23 protein-coding genes are annotated in these 19145 nt (G+C 34.9%); 11 read left to right on the top strand and 12 right to left on the bottom strand.

Annotated features, from left to right (window positions below; translation table 11 throughout):
* Positions 1-56 precede the first annotated feature (56 nt).
* Positions 57-581 carry an acetolactate synthase small subunit gene (ilvN, locus tag DES48_RS12690; protein WP_113869730.1) on the bottom strand — a complete coding sequence of 175 codons (525 nt, stop codon included), beginning with the start codon at positions 579-581 and terminating at the stop codon, positions 57-59.
* On the bottom strand, positions 578-2311 hold the full coding sequence (gene ilvB / locus DES48_RS12685; protein ID WP_113869728.1) for a biosynthetic-type acetolactate synthase large subunit: 1734 nt from the start codon (positions 2309-2311) through the stop codon (positions 578-580). Before ilvB ends, ilvN begins: the two co-directional genes overlap by 4 nt.
* Before the next feature lie 687 nt (positions 2312-2998).
* Here ilvB and DES48_RS12680 point away from each other — a divergent pair.
* Complete coding sequence (locus tag DES48_RS12680) at positions 2999-3454, top strand: DUF6884 domain-containing protein (protein ID WP_113869726.1); 456 nt, start codon at positions 2999-3001, stop codon at positions 3452-3454.
* Positions 3455-3530: 76 nt separating this feature from the next.
* Here the strand turns inward: DES48_RS12680 and DES48_RS12675 are convergent, their stop codons facing one another.
* Entirely contained in the window at positions 3531-4859 is a 1329-nt protein-coding gene (locus DES48_RS12675) for a TrkH family potassium uptake protein (protein WP_113869724.1), read from the bottom strand.
* A gap of 209 nt (positions 4860-5068) precedes the next feature.
* Here DES48_RS12675 and DES48_RS16430 point away from each other — a divergent pair, with 209 nt between their 5' ends.
* Entirely contained in the window at positions 5069-5881 is an 813-nt protein-coding gene (locus DES48_RS16430) for an N-acetylmuramoyl-L-alanine amidase family protein (RefSeq protein ID WP_113869722.1), read from the top strand.
* A gap of 52 nt (positions 5882-5933) precedes the next feature.
* Here DES48_RS16430 and DES48_RS12665 read toward each other — a convergent pair whose 3' ends face one another.
* The gene (locus DES48_RS12665) at positions 5934-6221 is read right to left on the bottom strand and encodes a hypothetical protein (protein WP_245911449.1); all 288 of its coding nucleotides are present in this window, start codon (positions 6219-6221) and stop codon (positions 5934-5936) included.
* Positions 6222-6312: 91 nt separating this feature from the next.
* Between DES48_RS12665 and DES48_RS12660 the strand changes: the two genes are divergently transcribed.
* A complete protein-coding gene (locus DES48_RS12660; RefSeq protein ID WP_113869851.1) occupies positions 6313-7290 on the top strand; it encodes a zinc-binding dehydrogenase in 978 nt (325 codons plus the stop codon).
* A 31-nt stretch (positions 7291-7321) separates the two neighbouring features.
* On the opposite strand, the gene spoVAE is transcribed toward DES48_RS12660, so the two are convergent.
* From spoVAE to DES48_RS12640, 4 genes are read right to left on the bottom strand one after another with little or no spacing between them, the layout of a single operon-like run.
* Positions 7322-7672, bottom strand: coding sequence for a stage V sporulation protein AE (gene spoVAE, locus DES48_RS12655; protein WP_079709297.1), 351 nt, complete (start codon positions 7670-7672; stop codon positions 7322-7324).
* Positions 7672-8685 carry a stage V sporulation protein AD gene (gene spoVAD / locus DES48_RS12650; RefSeq protein ID WP_113869720.1) on the bottom strand — a complete coding sequence of 338 codons (1014 nt, stop codon included), beginning with the start codon at positions 8683-8685 and terminating at the stop codon, positions 7672-7674. Before spoVAD ends, spoVAE begins: the two co-directional genes overlap by 1 nt.
* Positions 8686-9153: a stage V sporulation protein AC gene (gene spoVAC, locus DES48_RS12645; protein ID WP_113869718.1), complete on the bottom strand. Its 468-nt coding sequence runs from the start codon at positions 9151-9153 to the stop codon at positions 8686-8688. It lies immediately after the preceding gene.
* A gap of 17 nt (positions 9154-9170) precedes the next feature.
* Positions 9171-9590, bottom strand: a complete 420-nt coding sequence (locus DES48_RS12640; RefSeq protein ID WP_079709300.1) for a YhcN/YlaJ family sporulation lipoprotein — start codon at positions 9588-9590, stop codon at positions 9171-9173.
* A gap of 600 nt (positions 9591-10190) precedes the next feature.
* Here DES48_RS12640 and DES48_RS12635 point away from each other — a divergent pair.
* Positions 10191-10640, top strand: a complete 450-nt coding sequence (locus tag DES48_RS12635) for a hypothetical protein (RefSeq protein WP_113869716.1) — start codon at positions 10191-10193, stop codon at positions 10638-10640.
* Positions 10641-10698: 58 nt separating this feature from the next.
* On the opposite strand, the gene DES48_RS12630 is transcribed toward DES48_RS12635, so the two are convergent.
* Complete coding sequence (locus DES48_RS12630; protein WP_113869714.1) at positions 10699-11835, bottom strand: S1C family serine protease; 1137 nt, start codon at positions 11833-11835, stop codon at positions 10699-10701.
* Between the two features lie 20 nt (positions 11836-11855).
* Complete coding sequence (locus DES48_RS12625; protein ID WP_113869712.1) at positions 11856-13004, bottom strand: hypothetical protein; 1149 nt, start codon at positions 13002-13004, stop codon at positions 11856-11858.
* A 315-nt stretch (positions 13005-13319) separates the two neighbouring features.
* On the opposite strand from DES48_RS12625, the gene DES48_RS16240 reads away from it, so the two are divergent.
* Positions 13320-13478 carry an aspartyl-phosphate phosphatase Spo0E family protein gene (locus DES48_RS16240; protein WP_245911447.1) on the top strand — a complete coding sequence of 53 codons (159 nt, stop codon included), beginning with the start codon at positions 13320-13322 and terminating at the stop codon, positions 13476-13478.
* Positions 13479-13496: 18 nt separating this feature from the next.
* Here the strand turns inward: DES48_RS16240 and DES48_RS12615 are convergent, their stop codons facing one another.
* A complete protein-coding gene (locus tag DES48_RS12615) occupies positions 13497-14654 on the bottom strand; it encodes an aminotransferase A (protein WP_113869710.1) in 1158 nt (385 codons plus the stop codon).
* A 99-nt stretch (positions 14655-14753) separates the two neighbouring features.
* Here DES48_RS12615 and DES48_RS12610 point away from each other — a divergent pair, with 99 nt between their 5' ends.
* Positions 14754-14888, top strand: coding sequence for an FbpB family small basic protein (locus tag DES48_RS12610; RefSeq protein WP_079709305.1), 135 nt, complete (start codon positions 14754-14756; stop codon positions 14886-14888).
* A gap of 187 nt (positions 14889-15075) precedes the next feature.
* Positions 15076-15444 (top strand): hypothetical protein, encoded by a 369-nt coding sequence (locus tag DES48_RS12605; RefSeq protein WP_079709306.1) that lies wholly within the window; start codon positions 15076-15078, stop codon positions 15442-15444.
* A gap of 4 nt (positions 15445-15448) precedes the next feature.
* Here DES48_RS12605 and DES48_RS12600 read toward each other — a convergent pair whose 3' ends face one another.
* Positions 15449-15913 (bottom strand): YkyB family protein, encoded by a 465-nt coding sequence (locus tag DES48_RS12600; RefSeq protein ID WP_079709307.1) that lies wholly within the window; start codon positions 15911-15913, stop codon positions 15449-15451.
* Between the two features lie 252 nt (positions 15914-16165).
* Between DES48_RS12600 and cbpB the strand changes: the two genes are divergently transcribed.
* The 4 genes from cbpB to DES48_RS12580 all read left to right on the top strand — a co-directional run bounded on the left by cbpB (position 16166) and on the right by DES48_RS12580 (position 19016).
* Positions 16166-16633: a cyclic-di-AMP-binding protein CbpB gene (cbpB, locus tag DES48_RS12595; protein ID WP_113869708.1), complete on the top strand. Its 468-nt coding sequence runs from the start codon at positions 16166-16168 to the stop codon at positions 16631-16633.
* A gap of 70 nt (positions 16634-16703) precedes the next feature.
* Positions 16704-17426, top strand: a complete 723-nt coding sequence (dapD, locus tag DES48_RS12590; protein WP_113869706.1) for a 2,3,4,5-tetrahydropyridine-2,6-dicarboxylate N-acetyltransferase — start codon at positions 16704-16706, stop codon at positions 17424-17426.
* A 67-nt stretch (positions 17427-17493) separates the two neighbouring features.
* Positions 17494-18618, top strand: coding sequence for an N-acetyldiaminopimelate deacetylase (locus DES48_RS12585; RefSeq protein ID WP_113869704.1), 1125 nt, complete (start codon positions 17494-17496; stop codon positions 18616-18618).
* 155 nt (positions 18619-18773) lie between these two features.
* Complete coding sequence (locus tag DES48_RS12580; protein WP_079709311.1) at positions 18774-19016, top strand: YkuS family protein; 243 nt, start codon at positions 18774-18776, stop codon at positions 19014-19016.
* Positions 19017-19145: the final 129 nt, after the last annotated feature.

Below are 19145 nucleotides of genomic sequence, written 5' to 3'. Positions count from 1 at the left end.
TTACATCCTTTCTAATTCTGTATAGTTTATTGTAAAGGTAGAATACCATTTACTTGTTAGTTTAATAGTGAAAACGAAACATTTTCACGTGTTTGAGCTGGTTGTTGCCCCCGCGAAAATGCTGTAACACCAGTCCTTGCTAATTCCTTAATTCCATATGGTCGTAATAAATCGATTAAAGCTTCTACTTTTTCTGATTTTCCAGTTACTTGAATGGATAGGGTGTCTTTACTTACGTCAATCACGGTTGCTCGGAACGGTTCAATCACCCCTTGAATCTCTCCGCGAAGTTGACTGGTACTGGTAATCTTAATCAATGCTAGTTCTCGAGCAACGATTGCCTTGTCAGTAATATCAGAAACTTTTAATACATCAATCTGTTTATTTAACTGTTTAGTTACCTGCTCTAATTTTTGATGGTCTACAACATCGACGACGAAAGTCATTTTTGATACACCATCAGTCTCGGTACGACCAACGGAGATACTTTCAATGTTAAATTGCCGTTTTTGCAGTAGCCCTGTAATACGGTTAAGGACACCACTGCGATTTTGTACTGTAGCTGTTATGATTCGTTTCATGGTTTCACTCCTATCATTTCGTGAATCCCTTTACCAGGAGCTATCATAGGATAGACATTTTCCTGTTGTAACACGCGACAGTCAATTAATGCAGGACCGTCATCATTTAATAGTTTAGGGAGCTTTTCCATTAATTCTTGTTGCGTTGAAACCTTAGCACCTGTTACTTGATAAGCTTCAGCTAGTTTGACGAAGTCGGGTTGAATACTGAATATCGACTCAGAATAACGTTCTTCATAAAACTCCTCTTGCCATTGTCTTACCATTCCGAGTGCTTCGTTGTTCACGATAATTACTTTCACAGGAAGGCGGCGTTCTTGTAGAATAGACAACTCTTGTAAAGTCATTTGAAAACCACCATCTCCTACAATGGCGACCACCGTGTCATTTGGTGCGGCTAATTGGGCGCCGATGGCAGCCGGGAAGCCATATCCCATTGTGCCGAGACCACCAGATGTAATCCAGCGATTAGGTTTATTGAACTTATAATATTGAGCCGACCACATTTGATGTTGTCCAACGTCTGTTGCGACAATAGCATTTCCTTTGGTAGCTTGATAGACTTGTTCAATTACCCATTGTCCTACCATGTTTTCTTTTGGTTGTTTATACCATAATGGATATTGTTTTTTGTTTGCGTGCACACGTTCGACCCATTGTTGATGATGTAATGCTATATCTGTTTCTTTTAATACTGCATTCAATGCCTTTTTAGCGTCAGCAACAATTGGAATCTGTGTAGTGATATTCTTTCCAATTTCTGCTGGATCAATATCGACATGTGCAATAATTGCAGTTGGTGCAAAATGATCTAGATTACCAGTTAAACGATCATCGAATCTTGCCCCAATATTAATGAGTAAATCACACTCATATAGCGCGTTATTTGCAGCATAGGTTCCATGCATCCCCGCCATTCCTAGAAAAAGCTCGTGTGTTCCTGGAAAAGCACCAAGACCGAGTAAGGTGGAGGTAACCGGAATATTATGTTTTTCAGCAAAAGCAGCTAATTCAGCAGTTGCTTTTCCAATAATAACGCCAGCTCCAGCTAAAATGACAGGTTTCTGTGCTGTTTTTAATGCTTCTTTTAGTTTTTTGATTTGCATTGGATTAGGTTTTGTTGTTGGCTGGTAGCCAGGTAAATAAAAATCTGAATCATAGTGATCTTCACAAGGATTTGCTGCAAGATCTTTTGGTATATCGACGACCACTGGCCCAGGACGTCCGGTTGATGCAATATGAAAAGCTTCGTTAACAATCCTTGGTAAATCCTTGATGGAACGAACTTGATAATTGTGTTTCGTAATAGGAGTAGTAATTCCGATTACGTCTGCTTCTTGAAATGCATCCGTTCCGATTACCTGTTGACCAACTTGACCAGTGAATACGACAAGTGGAATAGAATCCATCATCGCATCGGCAATACCTGTTATCAAGTTAGTTGCACCAGGCCCAGAAGTTGCAATGACAACACCCGGTTTACCCGAAACTCGCGCGTACCCTTCTGCAGCATGAATAGAACCTTGTTCATGTCTTGCTAATACTTGATTAAAAGATCCTTTTGCTCGATACAAAGCATCAAAAATAGGTAGTACAGCTCCCCCTGGATAACCAAATAATGTGTCCACATCAGCTTCAATCAACGTTTCTACCAACAAATCTGCCCCCGTCTTAGGTGCTTGAACATTACTAGCGATCTGCTTGTCAGCCGTTTCTTTTGTTTGGACCATTATATCCCTCCTGTGTTTTGGTAAATATTTTAAAGTGTCTATAAAAAAAAGACCTCATTCTCCAAGCATAAAACTGCATATAGTGCAGCAATACAAGGGAGAAAAGGTCTATCTTTTCACGGTACCACCCTGATTCACAGTATTTTCACAAATACTGCCTCATAAAGCTACTCAATGTAGAATTGATGCAGCTTACATTTTGGTAACGAGTGTGCGATTTGTTACACTCGGTTAAATATACTGAGCATTAGCTGTTCCATTTAACTCTCAGAGACGATGTCAGAATAATTTGTACTTCCGGGCTTCCAGCAACCCCGGCTCTCTGTAAATACAAATGGATTATTCCTTTGTTCTCTTCAACGATTTATTGCTATACTAAATGTAGTGAGAATAGTAACACACTATAGAATATTCTGATTATTTTCACTAAAAAATAATAAAAATATTTAATTGGTTGTCGACAATAATACATTCATTTTCACTTGCGGTCAACAGGTTTAGTGAAAATTTTCTGATATTTAATAAAAATTGGGTGTTTAACACGTGATAAACCCTTTCATAACAAAGGGAGAAAACGAATTGTGAACTTTTTTATGTGCGCTTTCACAACTAAAAAACTTTCATTATTTCGTTAAATAATCTAACATTAATATTGGGTGAACAATCGAAGAAAGAAGAGAGTGGAAAATGAGAACTTTAGCTATAATTCCTTGTGGTAAAAAGAAAATTTGGGACAAATACACGAACTTGGGGCCAGTAAATGTTAATGAAGCATATATTGGAACTTATCATCGCTTGAGCAAACAATATGCTAACCAATTTTGTGATCAATGGGTTGTTTTGTCAGGATTACATGGATATATGTTACCAAATGAAATAATTCCAGCTAATTATGATGTCACATTTAACATGAAAGACAAAGCTGAACAAATTATCACTTTAGAGCAATTAAACAAACAGGTGAAAAGGAAAAAGTTAGACTGTTTTGATCGCGTAATTGCATTAACAGGTAAAAAACATATGCCGTATATCGAACGATCAATCCCTCAAGCGGTTGAGTATCCATTATTAGGAACAAAGGGGATTGGGGAAGTACAACAGAAACTAAAGCGAGCAATTCAAATGAATATCCCTTTACTTTAAAGTGAAGTAACAATAAAAAAATGAACAACTTTAGTAAAAAGTTGTTCATTTTTTTACCCTATCGTGTCATTCTTTCTCATCCAGTAAATATATTCCCTTTCGGGTATCGAATATGGGTTTTGTGTGGTCTTGCTAGTAAAAAGGCCATCGTTAATGGGCCGAGTCTACCAATGAACATAAGTAAAATAATTAACAATCTCCCAATAGTAGAAAGCGAGCCAGTTATTCCAGTAGATAGACCAACTGTACCAAAAGCTGAAACTGTTTCAAACAGTATCGAAAGAAAGGGCGCCTCCTCCGTTATCGTTAATAAAAATGTAAATGAAAAGACCACAATGATACCCAAACTAATGATTGATAAAGACCGCGTAATAATTTCTATCGGTATGCTACGTCTAAATATGACTGGTTCTGCTTTTGAGGTTAAAAAAGCATAGGTAGCTAAAATAACAACAATAATGGTTGTTAATTTTACACCACTAGCGGTTGAACCTGTTCCACCACCAATAAACATAAGCATAATAATATAAAGTAAAGAAGCATCTTCCATAGAACCAATATCAATAGTGTTAAAACCAGCTGTACGTGGTGCAACAGCCTGGAAATAAGAAGTTAACAATTTATTCCCCTCTGAAAGTGTTCCTATTGTATTCGGGTTATTATACTCAATAAAAAATATTACAAAGATAGAAACAACATTTAATATTAGAGCGCCTACTAATGTTAATTTAGTATGTAAAGATAATGTTTGCCACCGTCTATGACTTTTTAAGTCAGCGATTACAGTGAAACCTAAACCCCCGATGATAAATAAAAATGTGATAACGATATTAACAATAGGATCGGTAACATGATCCATTAAATTATTCGTCCAGGTGGAGAATCCAGCGTTATTAAATGCTGAGATGGTATGAAATATGCTGTGAAATAAACCATCACTCCATCCATATGTCGGAACCCATACGATAGCCAAAACAAAAAAAGCACTCGCTTCAACAACAAAAATGAAAATCATCATTAGCTTTACCAATCTTATAATGCCACCAGGATGCGTTTGATTTAAGCTATCAGATAAAAATAGCCGTTGCTTTAGTGTTATTTTTCTACCAATAACTAATAGCGTAAAGAGAGCAAAAGTCATCAAGCCAATACCACCAAGTTGGATCATTATCATAATAAATGTTTGTCCGATACGCGTAAATTCAGTAGCTGTATCAACCACAATAAGTCCTGTAACAGTTGTGGCTGACGCAGCAGTAAATAGTGCATCTAACCAGCTTAATGAAGCGGTTGTAGAAATAGGAAGTTTTAATAAAAGAGTGCCAATAATAATAATTGCCAAAAAACTAAAAGCTAGAATTTGTGGTGGAGATATCGTTAATAAGATGTTTTTAATTTTATTCATTACGTTATTCCTCTTTTTTATATGCTGTAATTCTATTCTATTATACCAGTTAATTGATTAACCTCAATAAGTAACCAGCTATGTTATACAAACTATTATAACCCATTAGATAAATGCTCCAATTTTTTACGCGCCTAAATGAATAAAGATGACGATAATAGTTGTAAGCAACTTAGTAATATTTAAATTTACATTTGGAGGTGCTATAAATGTTTATTATTGATCCAGGGCACGGTGGAAAGGACGTTGGAGGAGGAACAAATCATTTGTGGAAAGAAAAGGATTTTGTCCTTGAATTATCGTTATATCAATATCGACGTTTAAAAGACTTAGCGATCCCAGTTAAAATGACTAGATATTATGATTGTTATTTATCAACGGAGGAGAGAAGTGAACGCGTCCGAAAAAGCGGGGCACGATTCTGCATATCGAATCATATCAATAGTGGTGGAGGAGAGGGAGCGGAATTTATTCATTCTATCTATAGTAACGGTAAGAATGCTAAGGTTTTATCAAACAGATTAAAGCACAGTGGACAAGAAATTCGACGGATTTTTACCAAAACATTACCCAGTAATTCAAAGAAAGATTATTATTTCATGCATCGTGAAACAGGAAAAGTAGAAACAATCATTGTTGAATATGGCTTTGCTGATACAAAAGGTGATGTCGAAAGATTAAAAGAAAACTGGAAATTGTATGCTGAAGCAATTGTGGAAGGTATATGTGAGATAGCCAATATTAAGTATAGTAAAAGTGAAAATAGTAAGATTAGAGAAATGAAAGACAAACAACATCAATATATCGGGAAAAGAGTCGAGAGTATAGTAGATAATTTACGTTATTATTATCAACCAAGTTGGTCTGATCGTTGGTTAGTTAATACAATTGATAAGGGCATTGGCTTTCCGGAAATTGTAGGAAAGGTACAAGTAGGGAAGGGAGAGCAGTATAAAGTTAAGAATTCACAAGGCGAGACCTATTATATTACAGCAAGTGAAAAATATGTTAGGATTGTTTGATGCAAAGGTAGTATATATTTTCATGAATTCATTCGAACGTGATATACTTTTTTTACTTATTATTTTTGATTTCTTTAAACATTTTAATAAAGTCGAATGGATCGTTGTTAGTCTGGAAAGTGGAGACACCCCTATTCGTGTGCAGGTAAAGAAAATAATCGTAAGACGTTACTCGTCGATACGATACATCAAAGACCTCTTGAAGAAGAAGTTGCTGATATGAGCTTTGAATATGATCATTGTATAAAGCAAGAACATGCTCTTGCTTATCAATGATTTGCGTGTTATTTTCAATCTTCTTTTCCATCGTATAATAGGTTTGACTAGCAAGTAAGTGCAAATTTTTCATCCTTTACGTAGTAGATTTATCAACTAGTATGCCACTTATAGGTAGTGAAAGCAAAGAATATAGCAAGGAGGGACATGTATTGATGCAAGCGTTTGTTCATCAAGGTACTGAATTACAAAGAACAAAAGTAAATGAGCCGGGATTAAAAACAAATGAAGTAAAAGTCGCTATCAAAGTAGCTGGACTCAATCACCGCGATCTACATATTCCTGAAAGAAGAGGACACGATCCAGAGCCTTTAGTTTTGGGATCAGACGGTGCTGGTATAATTGAAGCGGTTGGAGCAGATGTCCATTCGTTTGCTCCAGGTGACGAGGTAATAATTAATCCAGGCTTAGGCTGGCTGCATCAATCAGAAGCGCCGCCAGTATCATTCGAAATTGTCGGAATGCCATACAATGGTACATTCGCTCAAAAATATGTTGTAAACGAACAATATGTTGAAAAAAAACCTAGTTACTTAAGTTGGGAAGAAGCGGGTGTTTTAGCGTTATCAGCATTAACCGGTTATCGAGCACTATTTACCAAAGGAAAAGTTGCTGCCAATGAGACATTATTTTTACCCGGTGCTGGTAGTGGGGTTAACACCTACATCATACAATTTGCAAAAGCAATTGGAGCCAGAGTCATTGTAGCATCCCGATCAGATGTGAAAAGACAAAAAGCTTTAGAACTTGGTGCAGACCTTGCGATTGATACGAATCAGAATTGGGAACGTGAGTTAGAAAATGAAACTATTGATTTAGTTATTGATAGTGTTGGAGGAGCAACTTTTAATCGTTCGTTAGCTATTTTAAAAAAAGGTGGTCGCATGGTAACCTTTGGTGCTACGACTGAAGATGAAGTAACCATTAATATACGGGAGTTCTTTTATGGTCAATACCAATTATTCGGTTCCACAATGGGAAGTAAACAAGAATTGCAGCATATGCTGCAGTTTATGGAACAATATCAGATACGCCCAGTAGTAGACCAGATTTTTGAATATAAAAATATTGAAGAAGCTTTCCATTACTTAAAAGAGGCAAAGCAATTTGGTAAAGTTGGAATTCGTTTTTAGGCAATAGACTAGGAGCATGAGATGCTTCTAGTCAACCCTTAGGTTTAAAAAATATAGCTCCTATCATCCCAAATATGATGGCTGCACTAATCCCAGAACTAGTAACTTCAAACATACCTGTAACAACCCCAATTAATCCATGCTTTTCGGCTTCATGCATGGCGCCTTGTACGAGTGAGTTTCCAAAACTGGTAATTGGGACAGTTGCACCTGCACCAGCAAAATCAATTAAGCGTTCGTATAAGCCAAAACTGTTTAAGATAGCTCCTGAAACAACTAAAATACTTAAGGTTTGACCAGGATTCAATTTGAAAACATCTAATAGTAATTGACCAATTACGCAAATAAGTCCACCAACTAAAAAAGACCATAAAAAAACCATTAACTTTTCACCTCATTTTCAATTGATACAGCATGTGCAATACAAGGAATAGACTGCTTTTGCTGGACACTTAAAGGTGATAATAAAGCTCCAGTAGCAACTATAAGTAATCTATTCCATTTTTTTTGTTTAAGTTGGTTAATCACATAACCATAGGTTACGACTGCCGAACATCCAGCTCCGCTTCCACCCGCAAAAACTTTTTGATCGTCTTTATATATCATTAGACCACAATCTAATAATGTATCTTCACGCAAGGTTATGTTCTGCTCTTTTGCTAAATCAAGTAAAATAGAACGGCCAACTTTTGCAAGATCCCCAGTAATAATCGCATCATAATAAGAAGCGTCAATGCCTCTATCCTTTAGATGGATGGTAATTGTGTCCATCGCAGCTGGAGCCATCGCTCCCCCCATATTAAACGGATCGGTCATGTTCATATCGATAACCTTACCTAGGGTAGCGCTTGTTATCTTTGGTCCATTCCCTGTGTTACTAATTAATCCTACCCCAGCTCCTGTTACAGTCCATTGAGCAGAATCTGGTTTTTGTGCACCATATTCTGTAGGGTAACGAAATTGTCTTTCTGCAGCTGCGTTATGACTACTTGCTCCAGTTAAAATGGAAGAGGCTGCACCAGAATCAATCAAGTTAGCAGCTAGCGCGAGTGATTCCATTGAAGTAGCACAAGCGTTAAATGTACCTATAAAAGGTATTTGTAAGGTGGAAGCAGCAAAATTGGTAGGAGTCATTTGATTTGTTAAATCTCCAGCAATCAAAAATTGTACTTGTTCTTTTGGAATATCACTTTTGTTAATTGCCAGGTTACAAGCAGTTTCAAGCATAATTTGGTTTGCTTGTTCAAAAGTTTTCTGCCCACACCTAATATCATCATATAGTTGATCAAAATAGGCTGTTAATTGTCCTTTGGCTTCAAAAGGGCCTCCAACTGTGCCAGTGGATAGAATGGTAGGAGGTCGTTTAAACTCCCATGTTTGGCTACCAACTAACATTTAAATCACTCCCAATTCTAATAAAATTGTTTTAATCAAAGCGAGGACAAAAGCGGAAAATACGCCAAATAAGATAACGGAACCAGCCAATTTAAACATATTACCACCAACACCTTGAACAAAACCTTCTGAGCGATGCTCAATTGCAGCTGAAATAACGGCATTGCCAAATCCAGTTACAGGAACAGCCGTGCCGGCTCCTGCAAATTGCGCAATATCATCATAAAATCCAAAACCAGTTAATAACATAGTCAAAAATATCAAAGTAGCGGTAGTCGGATTACCAACTGTTTGCTCTGTGAAATTAAAAAAATACATATAAAAAAATGAGATACATTGACCTATTGTACAAATGGCACCCCCAATTAAAAAAGCTCGGATACAATTTTTTACTAAAGGACGTTTCGGATCTTTTTTTTGAGCTATTTGTTTATAGTTATTTTTGCTAGTAGATGGTGAATGATTCATTTTGTATTTCCTTCTTTCTATGCATTATCTTTCAACAATTTTTTAATGTGGTTAAAGTGATTTTTGTTTATACCTTCCTTTTCCATTTTATTTATCTCCATAAAAATTTTTTGATCAGAAGACACCTCAATAGTTTCATACTCAAACTGTTTTTTTAACTCTTTTTTTATTTTGCGTTCTATCTTTTGTTCATTTATTTGTTGGAAGGTAGTAGCTTGAATAGCTACAATTAATTTGCTCTCATATTCGATGGCTTTTGCCTTAGAAACAGAATCAAATTCAGCTAAAATGAAATCTGTCACATTATTGTGAGAAACAGGGTAGTTCATTTGCTCTGCATTTTTTGTTTCACTCGTAGATGGTTTGTCTTGCATCGTACAGCCAATCAAAAAGAAAAGCAAAGTGAAGCATAAAATAAAATGTAATTGCTTGTTCATTCAGATATCACCCAGATCATTAAAGTATTCCAATACATCAAAAGAATGATGAAAGGATATAGTTATTTTGTTTAAAATCCATAAAATTATTCGATGCAAGATGTGTAAAGAAAAGTAATTGAATCAATTTCATCATTCCATGTTTGGTTAAAAAACACGAATGATATTTCAGACTGAATGTAGCACACTGCTCCGTTCAGTCAGCAAATGGGGTCGCTTTCCGAAGGCATCACCTCGGGCCTACAAGACGTGGGTCAGTTAGACGTTGTCACACGACGTGACGATTTTAGTTTGACATTCCTTCATCAACAAAAGTGGATCTTCGGTTGATGCGTTTCCTTCAGGATAAGGAACGCTTCGGCAGCAAATAATCGCACGAAGAAAATAGTTTTTTATTTTCGAGGAGTCTCTCCATTTGCTTCCTTCTCTTATTTGAAAGAAAACGTGAAAAGAAATAGCCATGTAATGTTGATGTTTTATAAGTGTGGATGCAATTATGAAATTGATTAGAAATAAACTTTTTAACAGAATTATGAAACTTTTTAATGATAAAAAACGTCATATATATTAGAATAAATAAAAAGAGGGGAAAGATGTCTGTTGGTAAAACGCTTACTTGTGATGGGAGTTATTGTCTTATGTTTTGGAACTATAACGGTCATATGGTTAAAAGCAAGTTCAGAACTCACCCTCTCTAAACCTGTTCTCATCGATCAAAAAGAAGATGATTTTATTTTACATATGAGGATTGAAAATAGCACAGAGGGTTTTAGAATATTACATTCATTAGAGTATACAGGGCAAGAACCAGTTACCATTGAGCATAGAACGCCACTTACTTTTGTATCATTTGGAGTCGATAAAAGCACGTTTACAGGAAGTCCGGTCACAAAAGCACTACAACCGGGTGATATTTACCGTCCAAATGTAATAAGCGAAACTTATAATGTGTTAAAAAAAGGTGTTGGACAAGTATATGTTCACTGTCAATTTAAAGTTGGCGATAAGTTAATGAACATTACTGTTAATAAGGACTTAAATTTAAAATGAAAAAGAGAGCTAATTTAAAAATTCGCTCTCTTTTTCATTATGGTATTTATTATATGGCCTATGATTCTTCAGACAGAGAGGAATCGTATGTCAATATCTTTAATTGGTCATTTTCATAACCAATCGAAAAAGTATAACTCCATGATTCTGGATCATCTTGATCGACTTTTTGTAATTCTACCGATGCTATAACCTGAGCTTGCTCTTTATCACTTTCATAAACCACATTTATGTCGTTTACTGTTAATGACGTATAATGTACATAGGCAGAACGAAAATCAGAATAGGATTGATCTGTTTGTAAGTCGCTACCAAGTAAGGTATAAGCATTAATATAATCACGAATTTGAAGACTTTCGAAAAAATAATTCACTAAATACTCCGCATCTTCTTTCACTTTACTTGCATCAAGCTTCAAGTCTAAAGAGGTACTAGGGAAAACAAGGTCATTGTTATTGATTGAGTTAGACCACTCTGTTACTTGTTCCATCACTTGTTCAATGGGAATGCTAAAAGCTATGTCACTGTCACTAACTCCAGCAGAATTAATTCCTACTATTTCTCCATTATTCCTATTAATTAAAGGCCCACCACTATTCCCGTGTGTAATATTAGCTGAAATTTGATATACATTTTTATAATTAAATCCGTCTACATCAAAGGATCGATTCGTACCTGAGATAATCCCAACCGATACAGAGTTTTGAAAACCTAACGGACTTCCTATCGCAATAATTTCATCCCCAACTGCTAACGATTCTGAAGCAGTATGCATTACCGTTCGATTGGTTAATTGAGGTACTCTTATCACAGCAATATCTGTTTTGTCGCCAATTCCGACAATAGCTGCTTTATAGGTTTCGGCATTAGACAAGGTAACCGTTATTGAGGTCGCATCTTTAACAACATGAGCATTGGTAATAATATCTCCTAATGCATTATACAAGAAACCAGAACCTGTTCGTTCACTTGTTTCTGTTTCAACTGTAATTTGTACCACACTTTTTTGTGCGTCATGTATCACGGAGGCTAGCATTTTTTCACCAGTTTGATTATCTATCGGTTTAGCAAGGTTATTTTCGACATGTATTTCTTGTGCTGCCCAGTGTTGATAGTAAAAAAAACTGGCAGCTACAGTAAGCACTGTTAGGGCTATACCTAAAGCAATATAATAAATCATCTTTTTTTGTTTCATGTAAGAAACTCCTTAACTGATTAATCGAGAAACCAAGTAATGGAATCAATGGATACTTGTAATGAACTTGCCGCTGTATCTATATCAAAATGTGTGTGATCAAATTTTCCGGTTTCATCTGGATACAGGGTATCTGGATAAACGTAAATATCGTTCTCAGTTACAACTTCTTCATCGTCGTTTGTGATTGTATAATGTACAGCAATTGTATTTATCGGAACAGTGGCTACACTGGTCAATTCACCAGAAACGATAACTTCACCTTGATCATTCGAGCTGATTGAAATATCTTTTAATTTAACTGCATCATTTTTATTTTTGTCATTTTCAGCCTCTACAGCAGTCATTGCTTGTTCAATACGTTGTTCTTGTGCAGTTTCAAAAGCCGTCTTTTCCTTTTCAATTGTAGTTTTTAAGCTGGATAGCTTTTCTGAGTTAGGTACATATTGTAACCCTTGTTCAATTATTTTCTTTGCATTGGAAAATTGTTTCTTCGTTAAATAGTCATTTGCTCTTGTAGAAGTATAAGCAACAAGTTGTTCTTGAATAGAGGCAACAATTTCATCCGCTTCTGGATCTTGAATGCCTTCTGCTTCCCATAATATGGTTTGTAATGTGTGGATATCAGGTTCTGACTCTAACTTGGTTTTCACCTTTTGTAACTGCACTTCTTTCTGCTGATTATTTAATGATGTTTGAAAGTTATCTACAACTGTTCCGGTAAAAGCACTAATTTGCTTTTTACCATTATTAATAGCAATTAACTTTTCATCATAATTTGATGCCGAGATATCTTCAATGGCAGCAGAAATGTTTTTTGCAACGTCAGTAAATTGAAGTAAATTTTTTGCTTCCGGAAAGTTTTCTTTAAATGTGAGTGATTTTTCTAATTGCTGATGTGCTTTTTGAAATTCCATTTTTAATAGATTATCCTCTGCTGACTGATACTTAATAAGTGCGTTATTTTCCTGGTAATTCAAATATAGATAGTAGCAAACAAAGCCGATTAAAGCTAAAAGAAGTAAAGAAACAATATAGCTTAGCAAACGGAATCTCTTTGGTTTTGCTGGAAAACGATCATTTATGTCAACTGGGAGCTTCTCTCCACACTCCACACAAAAAAATTCTTCTGTATTGATTTTACTTCCACAATAAGGGCAATAAGCCATTTTAATTCCACCAATCTTATGGTACATAACCTATTTGACTAAAGAGGATCACAAGATTAACTTATAAGAGGTAGTTTAGTACTTATTAAACATGATTAAATTTTATGAATATTAAGTAGTTTAAATCATCTTTATTTAGGCTAATATAGGAGTAATCATCTTAAAGCTAGTTTATCATATTCATTTTATTACTAGTTGACATAATTAGAAAAAAATCGTTTCATTTTTTAAAAAATAACAATTTTTCGCTAATTTTCTTGAATTTATGATAAAATATAACTAAATAGAGATATAATTTAGAGGAGGTAACTCGATTTGAAAGAATGTTACGGGTACAATTTACTAAGTAAAATTGAAATTCTACGACACAAAATGATCGAGATTGCCTTGATCAAAGGTTTTACAAGTGAAGAATCAATTAATTTGAGCAAAGAATTAGATGAGTTATTAAATCAATATGAAAAGGAAAAGTAATATAAAGTAAAGAGAGCATTACTGCTCTCTTTTTTGTAGGTATTGCTCGAGTCGATTTAATCCTTTTTCTAATGTTTCCATACTATAAGCATAGGATAAACGTACGTATCCTGCTCCATAATGGCTAAATGCACTTCCTGGCACTAAAGCCACTCCTGCTTCATTCACTAGATCGAAAGCAAACTGGAAAGAATCTTTGTTAGATTGAATTTTGGGAAAGAAATAAAACGCTCCATTTGGCTTCACTACTTCCATTCCCATATTAACTAGTCGATTGAATACATAGTCTCTTCTTTTATGATAGTCCTTCCGCATTGTTGTAGGATCTTCTTTTCCATTTTTCAAGGCTTCTAACGCGGCATATTGACTAATCGATGTTGCACAAGATACATTGTATTGATGCACTTTTAGGATATGTTTACTTAACCATCCTGGGGCTAACACGTATCCAATACGCCATCCAGTCATTGCATGGGATTTTGATAATCCATTAATTACAATTGTCTGTTGCTTCATTTGATTAATGGCAGCTATAGAAAAATGCGGTGTTTCATAGGTTAACTTGCTATAGATTTCATCTGCAATAACAAAAATTTCTTTTCCTTTTAGCACCTCTGCAATAGCAATAAGTTCATCTTTCGTTAGTGTTACTCCTGTTGGATTAGATGGGTAGGGGAGGATAACACATTTGGTTTTATTTGTAATAGCACCTTCTAGTTGCTTTGGTGTTATTTTAAAATTTGTTTCTCTTGTATCAATATACACAGGTGTAGCTCCTGCCAATTTAATTAAGGGTTCATATCCAGGGTACACCGGACCTGGTAAGATTACTTCGTCGCCTGGTTGAATAATTGTCCTGAGAGATATGTCAATGGCTTGAGAAGCTCCGGCTGTAACTATAATTTCATTTTCTGGGTGATAATCTAATTGATAATCCTCAAATACTTGCGTTGCAATTGCTTTACGCAAGGAAATAATACCAGCATTATGGGTATATGTTGTATGGTTTTGATCAATTGCTTCATGGGCTGCTTGTTTAATATGTTCTGGTGTATGAAAATCCGGTTGTCCGATGGTGAGCGAAAGAATATCTTTTTTATCATTCACCATATTAAAGAATTTTCGAATCCCTGATATTTCCACTTGTTTCACGTTATCATTTAATAAGTGTTCCATTATAAAATCTCCTTTAACAAATGTAATATAATTGTCATTCAATTCTGATTTATTTAAAATGTAAATAAGTTATAATAGTAAACGAAGGAGGTGGATTTTATGCGTTTAAAAAAATACTCATTTGAACAACTAGTTAATCAAAATAAAAAAGAGCTACTTGATGATAGCGATACAATGAAAAAACTAGAAGAACGAATAGACAACAAATATATGAATAAAAATAACAATAAATAGAATTTAATCTCTTGTTCCTGTTGAAAATCTAGTAAAATATTTGCTTATTTTATTACTTTAAACATATGCAGTATAAGATGCAAGCTTATTATGATTAACATAAATAATTTTATCATGGTTTATAAGCCTCATAACTCGGCTATACTGAATTACTGAAAAGTACCTGTATAGATGGGAGCGGATTGTTGTGCTTTTTGGTAATCCATTCATACTATTTTCTATTTTTAAATGGATTGATAAAAATGAGGTTTTTGAACTAGAGGTAAACGAACAACAACTTTATTTTATTATCAGTTTAATAGCTTTAATTACGTTGTTTTTCATTTTCAAACCATTAATGAAGCTAATTATTGGTTTGAAATGGTATCATTTTCTTACTTATATAGTCACCATTTTAGCTTTTGTTAATATACTGTGGCTAATTAATCAAGTTAAGTTTTTTTCTGTATTTGAAAGTCATGCGGTATATGCCTTACTCTCCATTATTGTGCTAGGAATTATAGTGGTCATTACACAATTCACAAAAATTATTCTATCTTATTGGAAAAATACGTAAGAAGTCATTTTCTTCGTTTGTAATTTTGATTAGAAGGTTTCCATTTTCCTAATGAAGACGGTGTGTAATAAGATGAATACGTACGTTTTTCTTTTGGTAGATTTATTTTTAAGTATGAACAAATGACCTTTTTCGCTTGAGATAAGGACATTTTTGTTTTTGGATTACGATAGTTTTTATCAATGTTACCTAGATGCTTTACCTCTTTAAAATCCTGTTTGTTAGGTAAAATATGAAAATAGTAACTACCTACTTTCACTAAAAGTGTAGAATGTTGGTGACTCAATTTTGGTCGATCAGAATAATGTAGGCCTATTTTTTGTGCATCATTGTTTTCTAATAGCTTTTCAATTGTTTGTTTTTTTAAATGATATAAGTCTCTAGGGTTCAGCGCAGTTTTAGCATGACGATTAATCACGAATAGTGCCTTTGCTATTCGTTCAATATCGATACTATTTTTCTCTTCCATTGCTAGTTCCCCTTTCTAATATTAAAACGTAGTTATCTGCTACTAATTTTTTTCTATTTGTCAATCATTTTAACATTTTCTTTACAAAAAAACTATATGAGCTGATGAAAACTTCTTAAAGATTTTCACATTGACAAATACCTTACCTAACAACGGATAGTTGGTTTTCTAAGGCTGTTATGGTAAACTAATACTGTCTGATAAAAATCAGTATGAAGAACTCCTTCAACTGTCAAGTAAGGGAGTGAAAAAATGAGTGAATTAAAACAAATGCCATTACTAACTATTACGGCTGAATCTCTAATGATTCCTTCTGAAAAAGTTGCCCACGTTCAAATGAACAATCCTCTTGAACATGCTTTGCTTATCTTAGTCAAATCTGGATATTCTGCAGTTCCAGTATTAGATACTACTTATAAATTTAAAGGCGTTATTGGTAAAAATCCAATTCTAAATCATGTTCTTGGTTTAGAGAGGTTTGAAATGGAAAGGTTGTCACAAATCGAAGTGCAAGAAGTGATGAATACATCGATTCCATGTGTTAATAAACAAGATGAGTTTCTCACCTGTCTTAAAACCGTAATTAATTACCCATTTGTATGTGTTGTTGATGAAGAAGGGTATTTTGATGGAATCTTGACAAGAAGAGTGATATTAAAAGAATTTAACAAATATGTTCATTTGAATAAGACATTGTTTGAAGAATTAGAGGAAGAATAAAAATACTTGTCAATGGTGAAAGGTTTTTGATAAGGTAATAAAAAATATTATAATTGTTGGAGGTAACAAAATGAATATGATGGATGCAAATGAAATTATTTCATTTATTTCAAATAGCAAGAAATCAACACCTGTGAAAGTATATATTAAAGGTAAAGACTTAGATCAATTAACATTTGATCAAGGAATCCAAGCTTTTGTACAGTCTACTACGGGTGTGATCTTTGGAGAATGGAAAGTTATTGAAGAGGCATTAAATACATATAGTGAACACATTGAGGATTATGTATTAGAGAATGATCGTAGAAATTCAGCTATTCCTTTATTGGATTTAAAAGGAATTAATGCACGAATAGAACCTGGTGCTGTCATTCGAGATCAAGTGGAAATTGGAGACGGTGCAGTCATCATGATGGGAGCTATGATCAACATTGGTTCTGTTATTGGTGAAGGGACCATGATTGACATGAATGCAACACTAGGTGGACGAGCTACGGTAGGGAAAAATTGTCACGTTGGTGCTGGTGCCGTATTAGCGGGGGTTATTGAACCACCATCCGCCCAACCGGTAGTGATTGAAGACGGCGTGGTAATTGGTGCTAATGCAGTTATTTTAGAAGGTGTTACAGTTGGTGAAGGTGCTGTGGTGGCAGCAGGAGCTATTGTCACCAAAGATGTGGAAGCACACACAGTTGTGGCGGGTACTCCAGCTAAGATGATTAAAAAAATCGACGATCAAACTAAAACAAAAACAGAGATTATGCAAGCCTTGCGCAAACTTGATGAAGAATAACTACTATAATTTAAGCAGGAGAGTATACTCTCCTGCTTTTTAAATTACTACGGGTGAGGTTGATAAAATGGAAAACAATCAATTACTACAAATACGACAAGCATTACATCAAATTCCTGAATTAGGATTTCAAGAGTTTAAAACACAAGCATATTTGCTAGATAAGATCAAAAATTTTAAACAAACACATTTAACCCTAACTACATGGAAAACAGGCATATTAGTAAAAGTACATGGAACAAATCCTGCTAAAGTAATTGGTTTTCGAACTGATATTGATGGATTACCAATTGTTGAAGATACTAATCTTCCTTTTTCTTCTGATCACGAAGGTAGAATGCATGCATGTGGCCATGATTTTCATATGACCATTTCGCTAGGTGCCTTACAAAGGTTGGCAGAGCAGCCAATAACGGATGATGTTGTTTTTATTTTTCAACCAGCAGAAGAAGGACCAGGCGGGGCTCTACCAATGCTTGAATCAAAGGAATTTCAAGCGTTTAAACCTGATGTTATTTTTGCGCTCCATGTGGCGCCAGAGCTACCAGTAGGTACTGTTGCCACCAAACCTGGACTATTGTTTGCAAATACAAGCGAATTATTCATTGATTTCGTAGGTAAAGGAGGTCATGCAGCATATCCACATCTGGCAAATGATATGGTTGTTGCAGCTAGTACTTTCGTTACTCAATTACAACATATAATAGCTAGACAAATGGATCCAATGTCAAGTGGTGTCGTTACCATAGGCAAAATTACTGGAGGAACTGTTCAAAACGTTATTGCAGAAAAAGCCCGGCTTGAAGGTACAATTCGGACAGGTGAACCGGGAGCAATTGATGAAATTAAACATTCAATTGAAACATTAGCTAAGGGATTTGAAAAAAGCCATCATTGTCAGATAACCATTGATTATGGTTCTAACTATTATCAAGTTTTTAATCATGAAGACTTTGTAGATAAATTTAGAGAAATTATTACTGGAACGGAGCATATATGGAAAGAAGCAGCACCGGCTATGACAGGAGAAGATTTTGGCTATTTTTTACGTGATATTCCTGGGTTTATGTTTTGGTTGGGAGTAGAATCGGATTACGGTTTGCATCATAGTAAACTAAACCCAAAGGAAGATGCATTGTTAAAAGGGGTCGATATTGTGGAATTAACGCTGAGAAAATTAACTGAAGTATAATCAATAATTGAGTTGCGTTTAAAAACCTACTTTTTTTATAGCTGTATTTGAAACGTGTACCAAATAATTCTTTCATTCAAATCTGTTCCGTTGTATTGAATTTGTATTTCAAGCAAATACTAACACCGAAGAAATACAAGAATGGAGGAATGAATATGAAACGTGTGGGTGTTGAAGGCACATTATCAGATGTTAAAGGGGCTTTGCAACAAAAAGGATATGATGTTGTTGATCTTAAACAAGAGTCAGATTCTAACGGATGTGATTGTTGTGTTATATCTGGTCAAGACAAAAATGTAATGGGGATGCAAACCACCAATTTTAAAGGCGCTGTAATTAATGCAGATGGCTTAACAGCTACACAAGTGTGTGAACAAGTAGATACTAGGTTTAAGTAGTAAAAAAGGTTTCCATTTAAATGGAAACCTTTTTATTAATGCTTTTAAAACCACAGGCTATGCCTGTGTGAAAATAAACCTTTAAGGGATGTAACAAAAGAATCTCCAATCGTATAATAGAGATGGCCG

Source organism: Paraliobacillus ryukyuensis (assembly GCF_003315295.1).
Lineage (GTDB): Bacteria > Bacillota > Bacilli > Bacillales > Amphibacillaceae > Paraliobacillus > Paraliobacillus ryukyuensis.
The sequence above is the reverse complement of the archived record's forward strand: the minus strand, read 5'-3'. Positions and strand labels throughout refer to the sequence as shown.

Excerpts from the sequence above, each read along its gene's own strand:
- DES48_RS12615 (WP_113869710.1), bottom strand. The coding sequence starts at position 14,654 with ATGGAACACTTATTAAATGATAACGTGAAACAAGTGGAAATATCAGGG.
- DES48_RS12640 (WP_079709300.1), bottom strand. The coding sequence starts at position 9,590 with ATGAACAAGCAATTACATTTTATTTTATGCTTCACTTTGCTTTTCTTT.
- DES48_RS12680 (WP_113869726.1), top strand. The coding sequence starts at position 2,999 with ATGAGAACTTTAGCTATAATTCCTTGTGGTAAAAAGAAAATTTGGGAC.
- spoVAC (WP_113869718.1), bottom strand. The coding sequence starts at position 9,153 with ATGAATCATTCACCATCTACTAGCAAAAATAACTATAAACAAATAGCT.
- DES48_RS12625 (WP_113869712.1), bottom strand. The coding sequence starts at position 13,004 with ATGGCTTATTGCCCTTATTGTGGAAGTAAAATCAATACAGAAGAATTT.
- cbpB (WP_113869708.1), top strand. The coding sequence starts at position 16,166 with ATGAGTGAATTAAAACAAATGCCATTACTAACTATTACGGCTGAATCT.
- DES48_RS12600 (WP_079709307.1), bottom strand. The coding sequence starts at position 15,913 with ATGGAAGAGAAAAATAGTATCGATATTGAACGAATAGCAAAGGCACTA.
- ilvN (WP_113869730.1), bottom strand. The coding sequence starts at position 581 with ATGAAACGAATCATAACAGCTACAGTACAAAATCGCAGTGGTGTCCTT.
- DES48_RS12630 (WP_113869714.1), bottom strand. The coding sequence starts at position 11,835 with ATGAAACAAAAAAAGATGATTTATTATATTGCTTTAGGTATAGCCCTA.
- DES48_RS12580 (WP_079709311.1), top strand. The coding sequence starts at position 18,774 with ATGAAACGTGTGGGTGTTGAAGGCACATTATCAGATGTTAAAGGGGCT.
- DES48_RS12610 (WP_079709305.1), top strand. The coding sequence starts at position 14,754 with ATGCGTTTAAAAAAATACTCATTTGAACAACTAGTTAATCAAAATAAA.
- ilvB (WP_113869728.1), bottom strand. The coding sequence starts at position 2,311 with ATGGTCCAAACAAAAGAAACGGCTGACAAGCAGATCGCTAGTAATGTT.
- DES48_RS12660 (WP_113869851.1), top strand. The coding sequence starts at position 6,313 with ATGCAAGCGTTTGTTCATCAAGGTACTGAATTACAAAGAACAAAAGTA.
- DES48_RS12675 (WP_113869724.1), bottom strand. The coding sequence starts at position 4,859 with ATGAATAAAATTAAAAACATCTTATTAACGATATCTCCACCACAAATT.
- DES48_RS16430 (WP_113869722.1), top strand. The coding sequence starts at position 5,069 with ATGTTTATTATTGATCCAGGGCACGGTGGAAAGGACGTTGGAGGAGGA.
- dapD (WP_113869706.1), top strand. The coding sequence starts at position 16,704 with ATGAATATGATGGATGCAAATGAAATTATTTCATTTATTTCAAATAGC.
- DES48_RS12585 (WP_113869704.1), top strand. The coding sequence starts at position 17,494 with ATGGAAAACAATCAATTACTACAAATACGACAAGCATTACATCAAATT.
- spoVAE (WP_079709297.1), bottom strand. The coding sequence starts at position 7,672 with ATGGTTTTTTTATGGTCTTTTTTAGTTGGTGGACTTATTTGCGTAATT.
- spoVAD (WP_113869720.1), bottom strand. The coding sequence starts at position 8,685 with ATGTTAGTTGGTAGCCAAACATGGGAGTTTAAACGACCTCCTACCATT.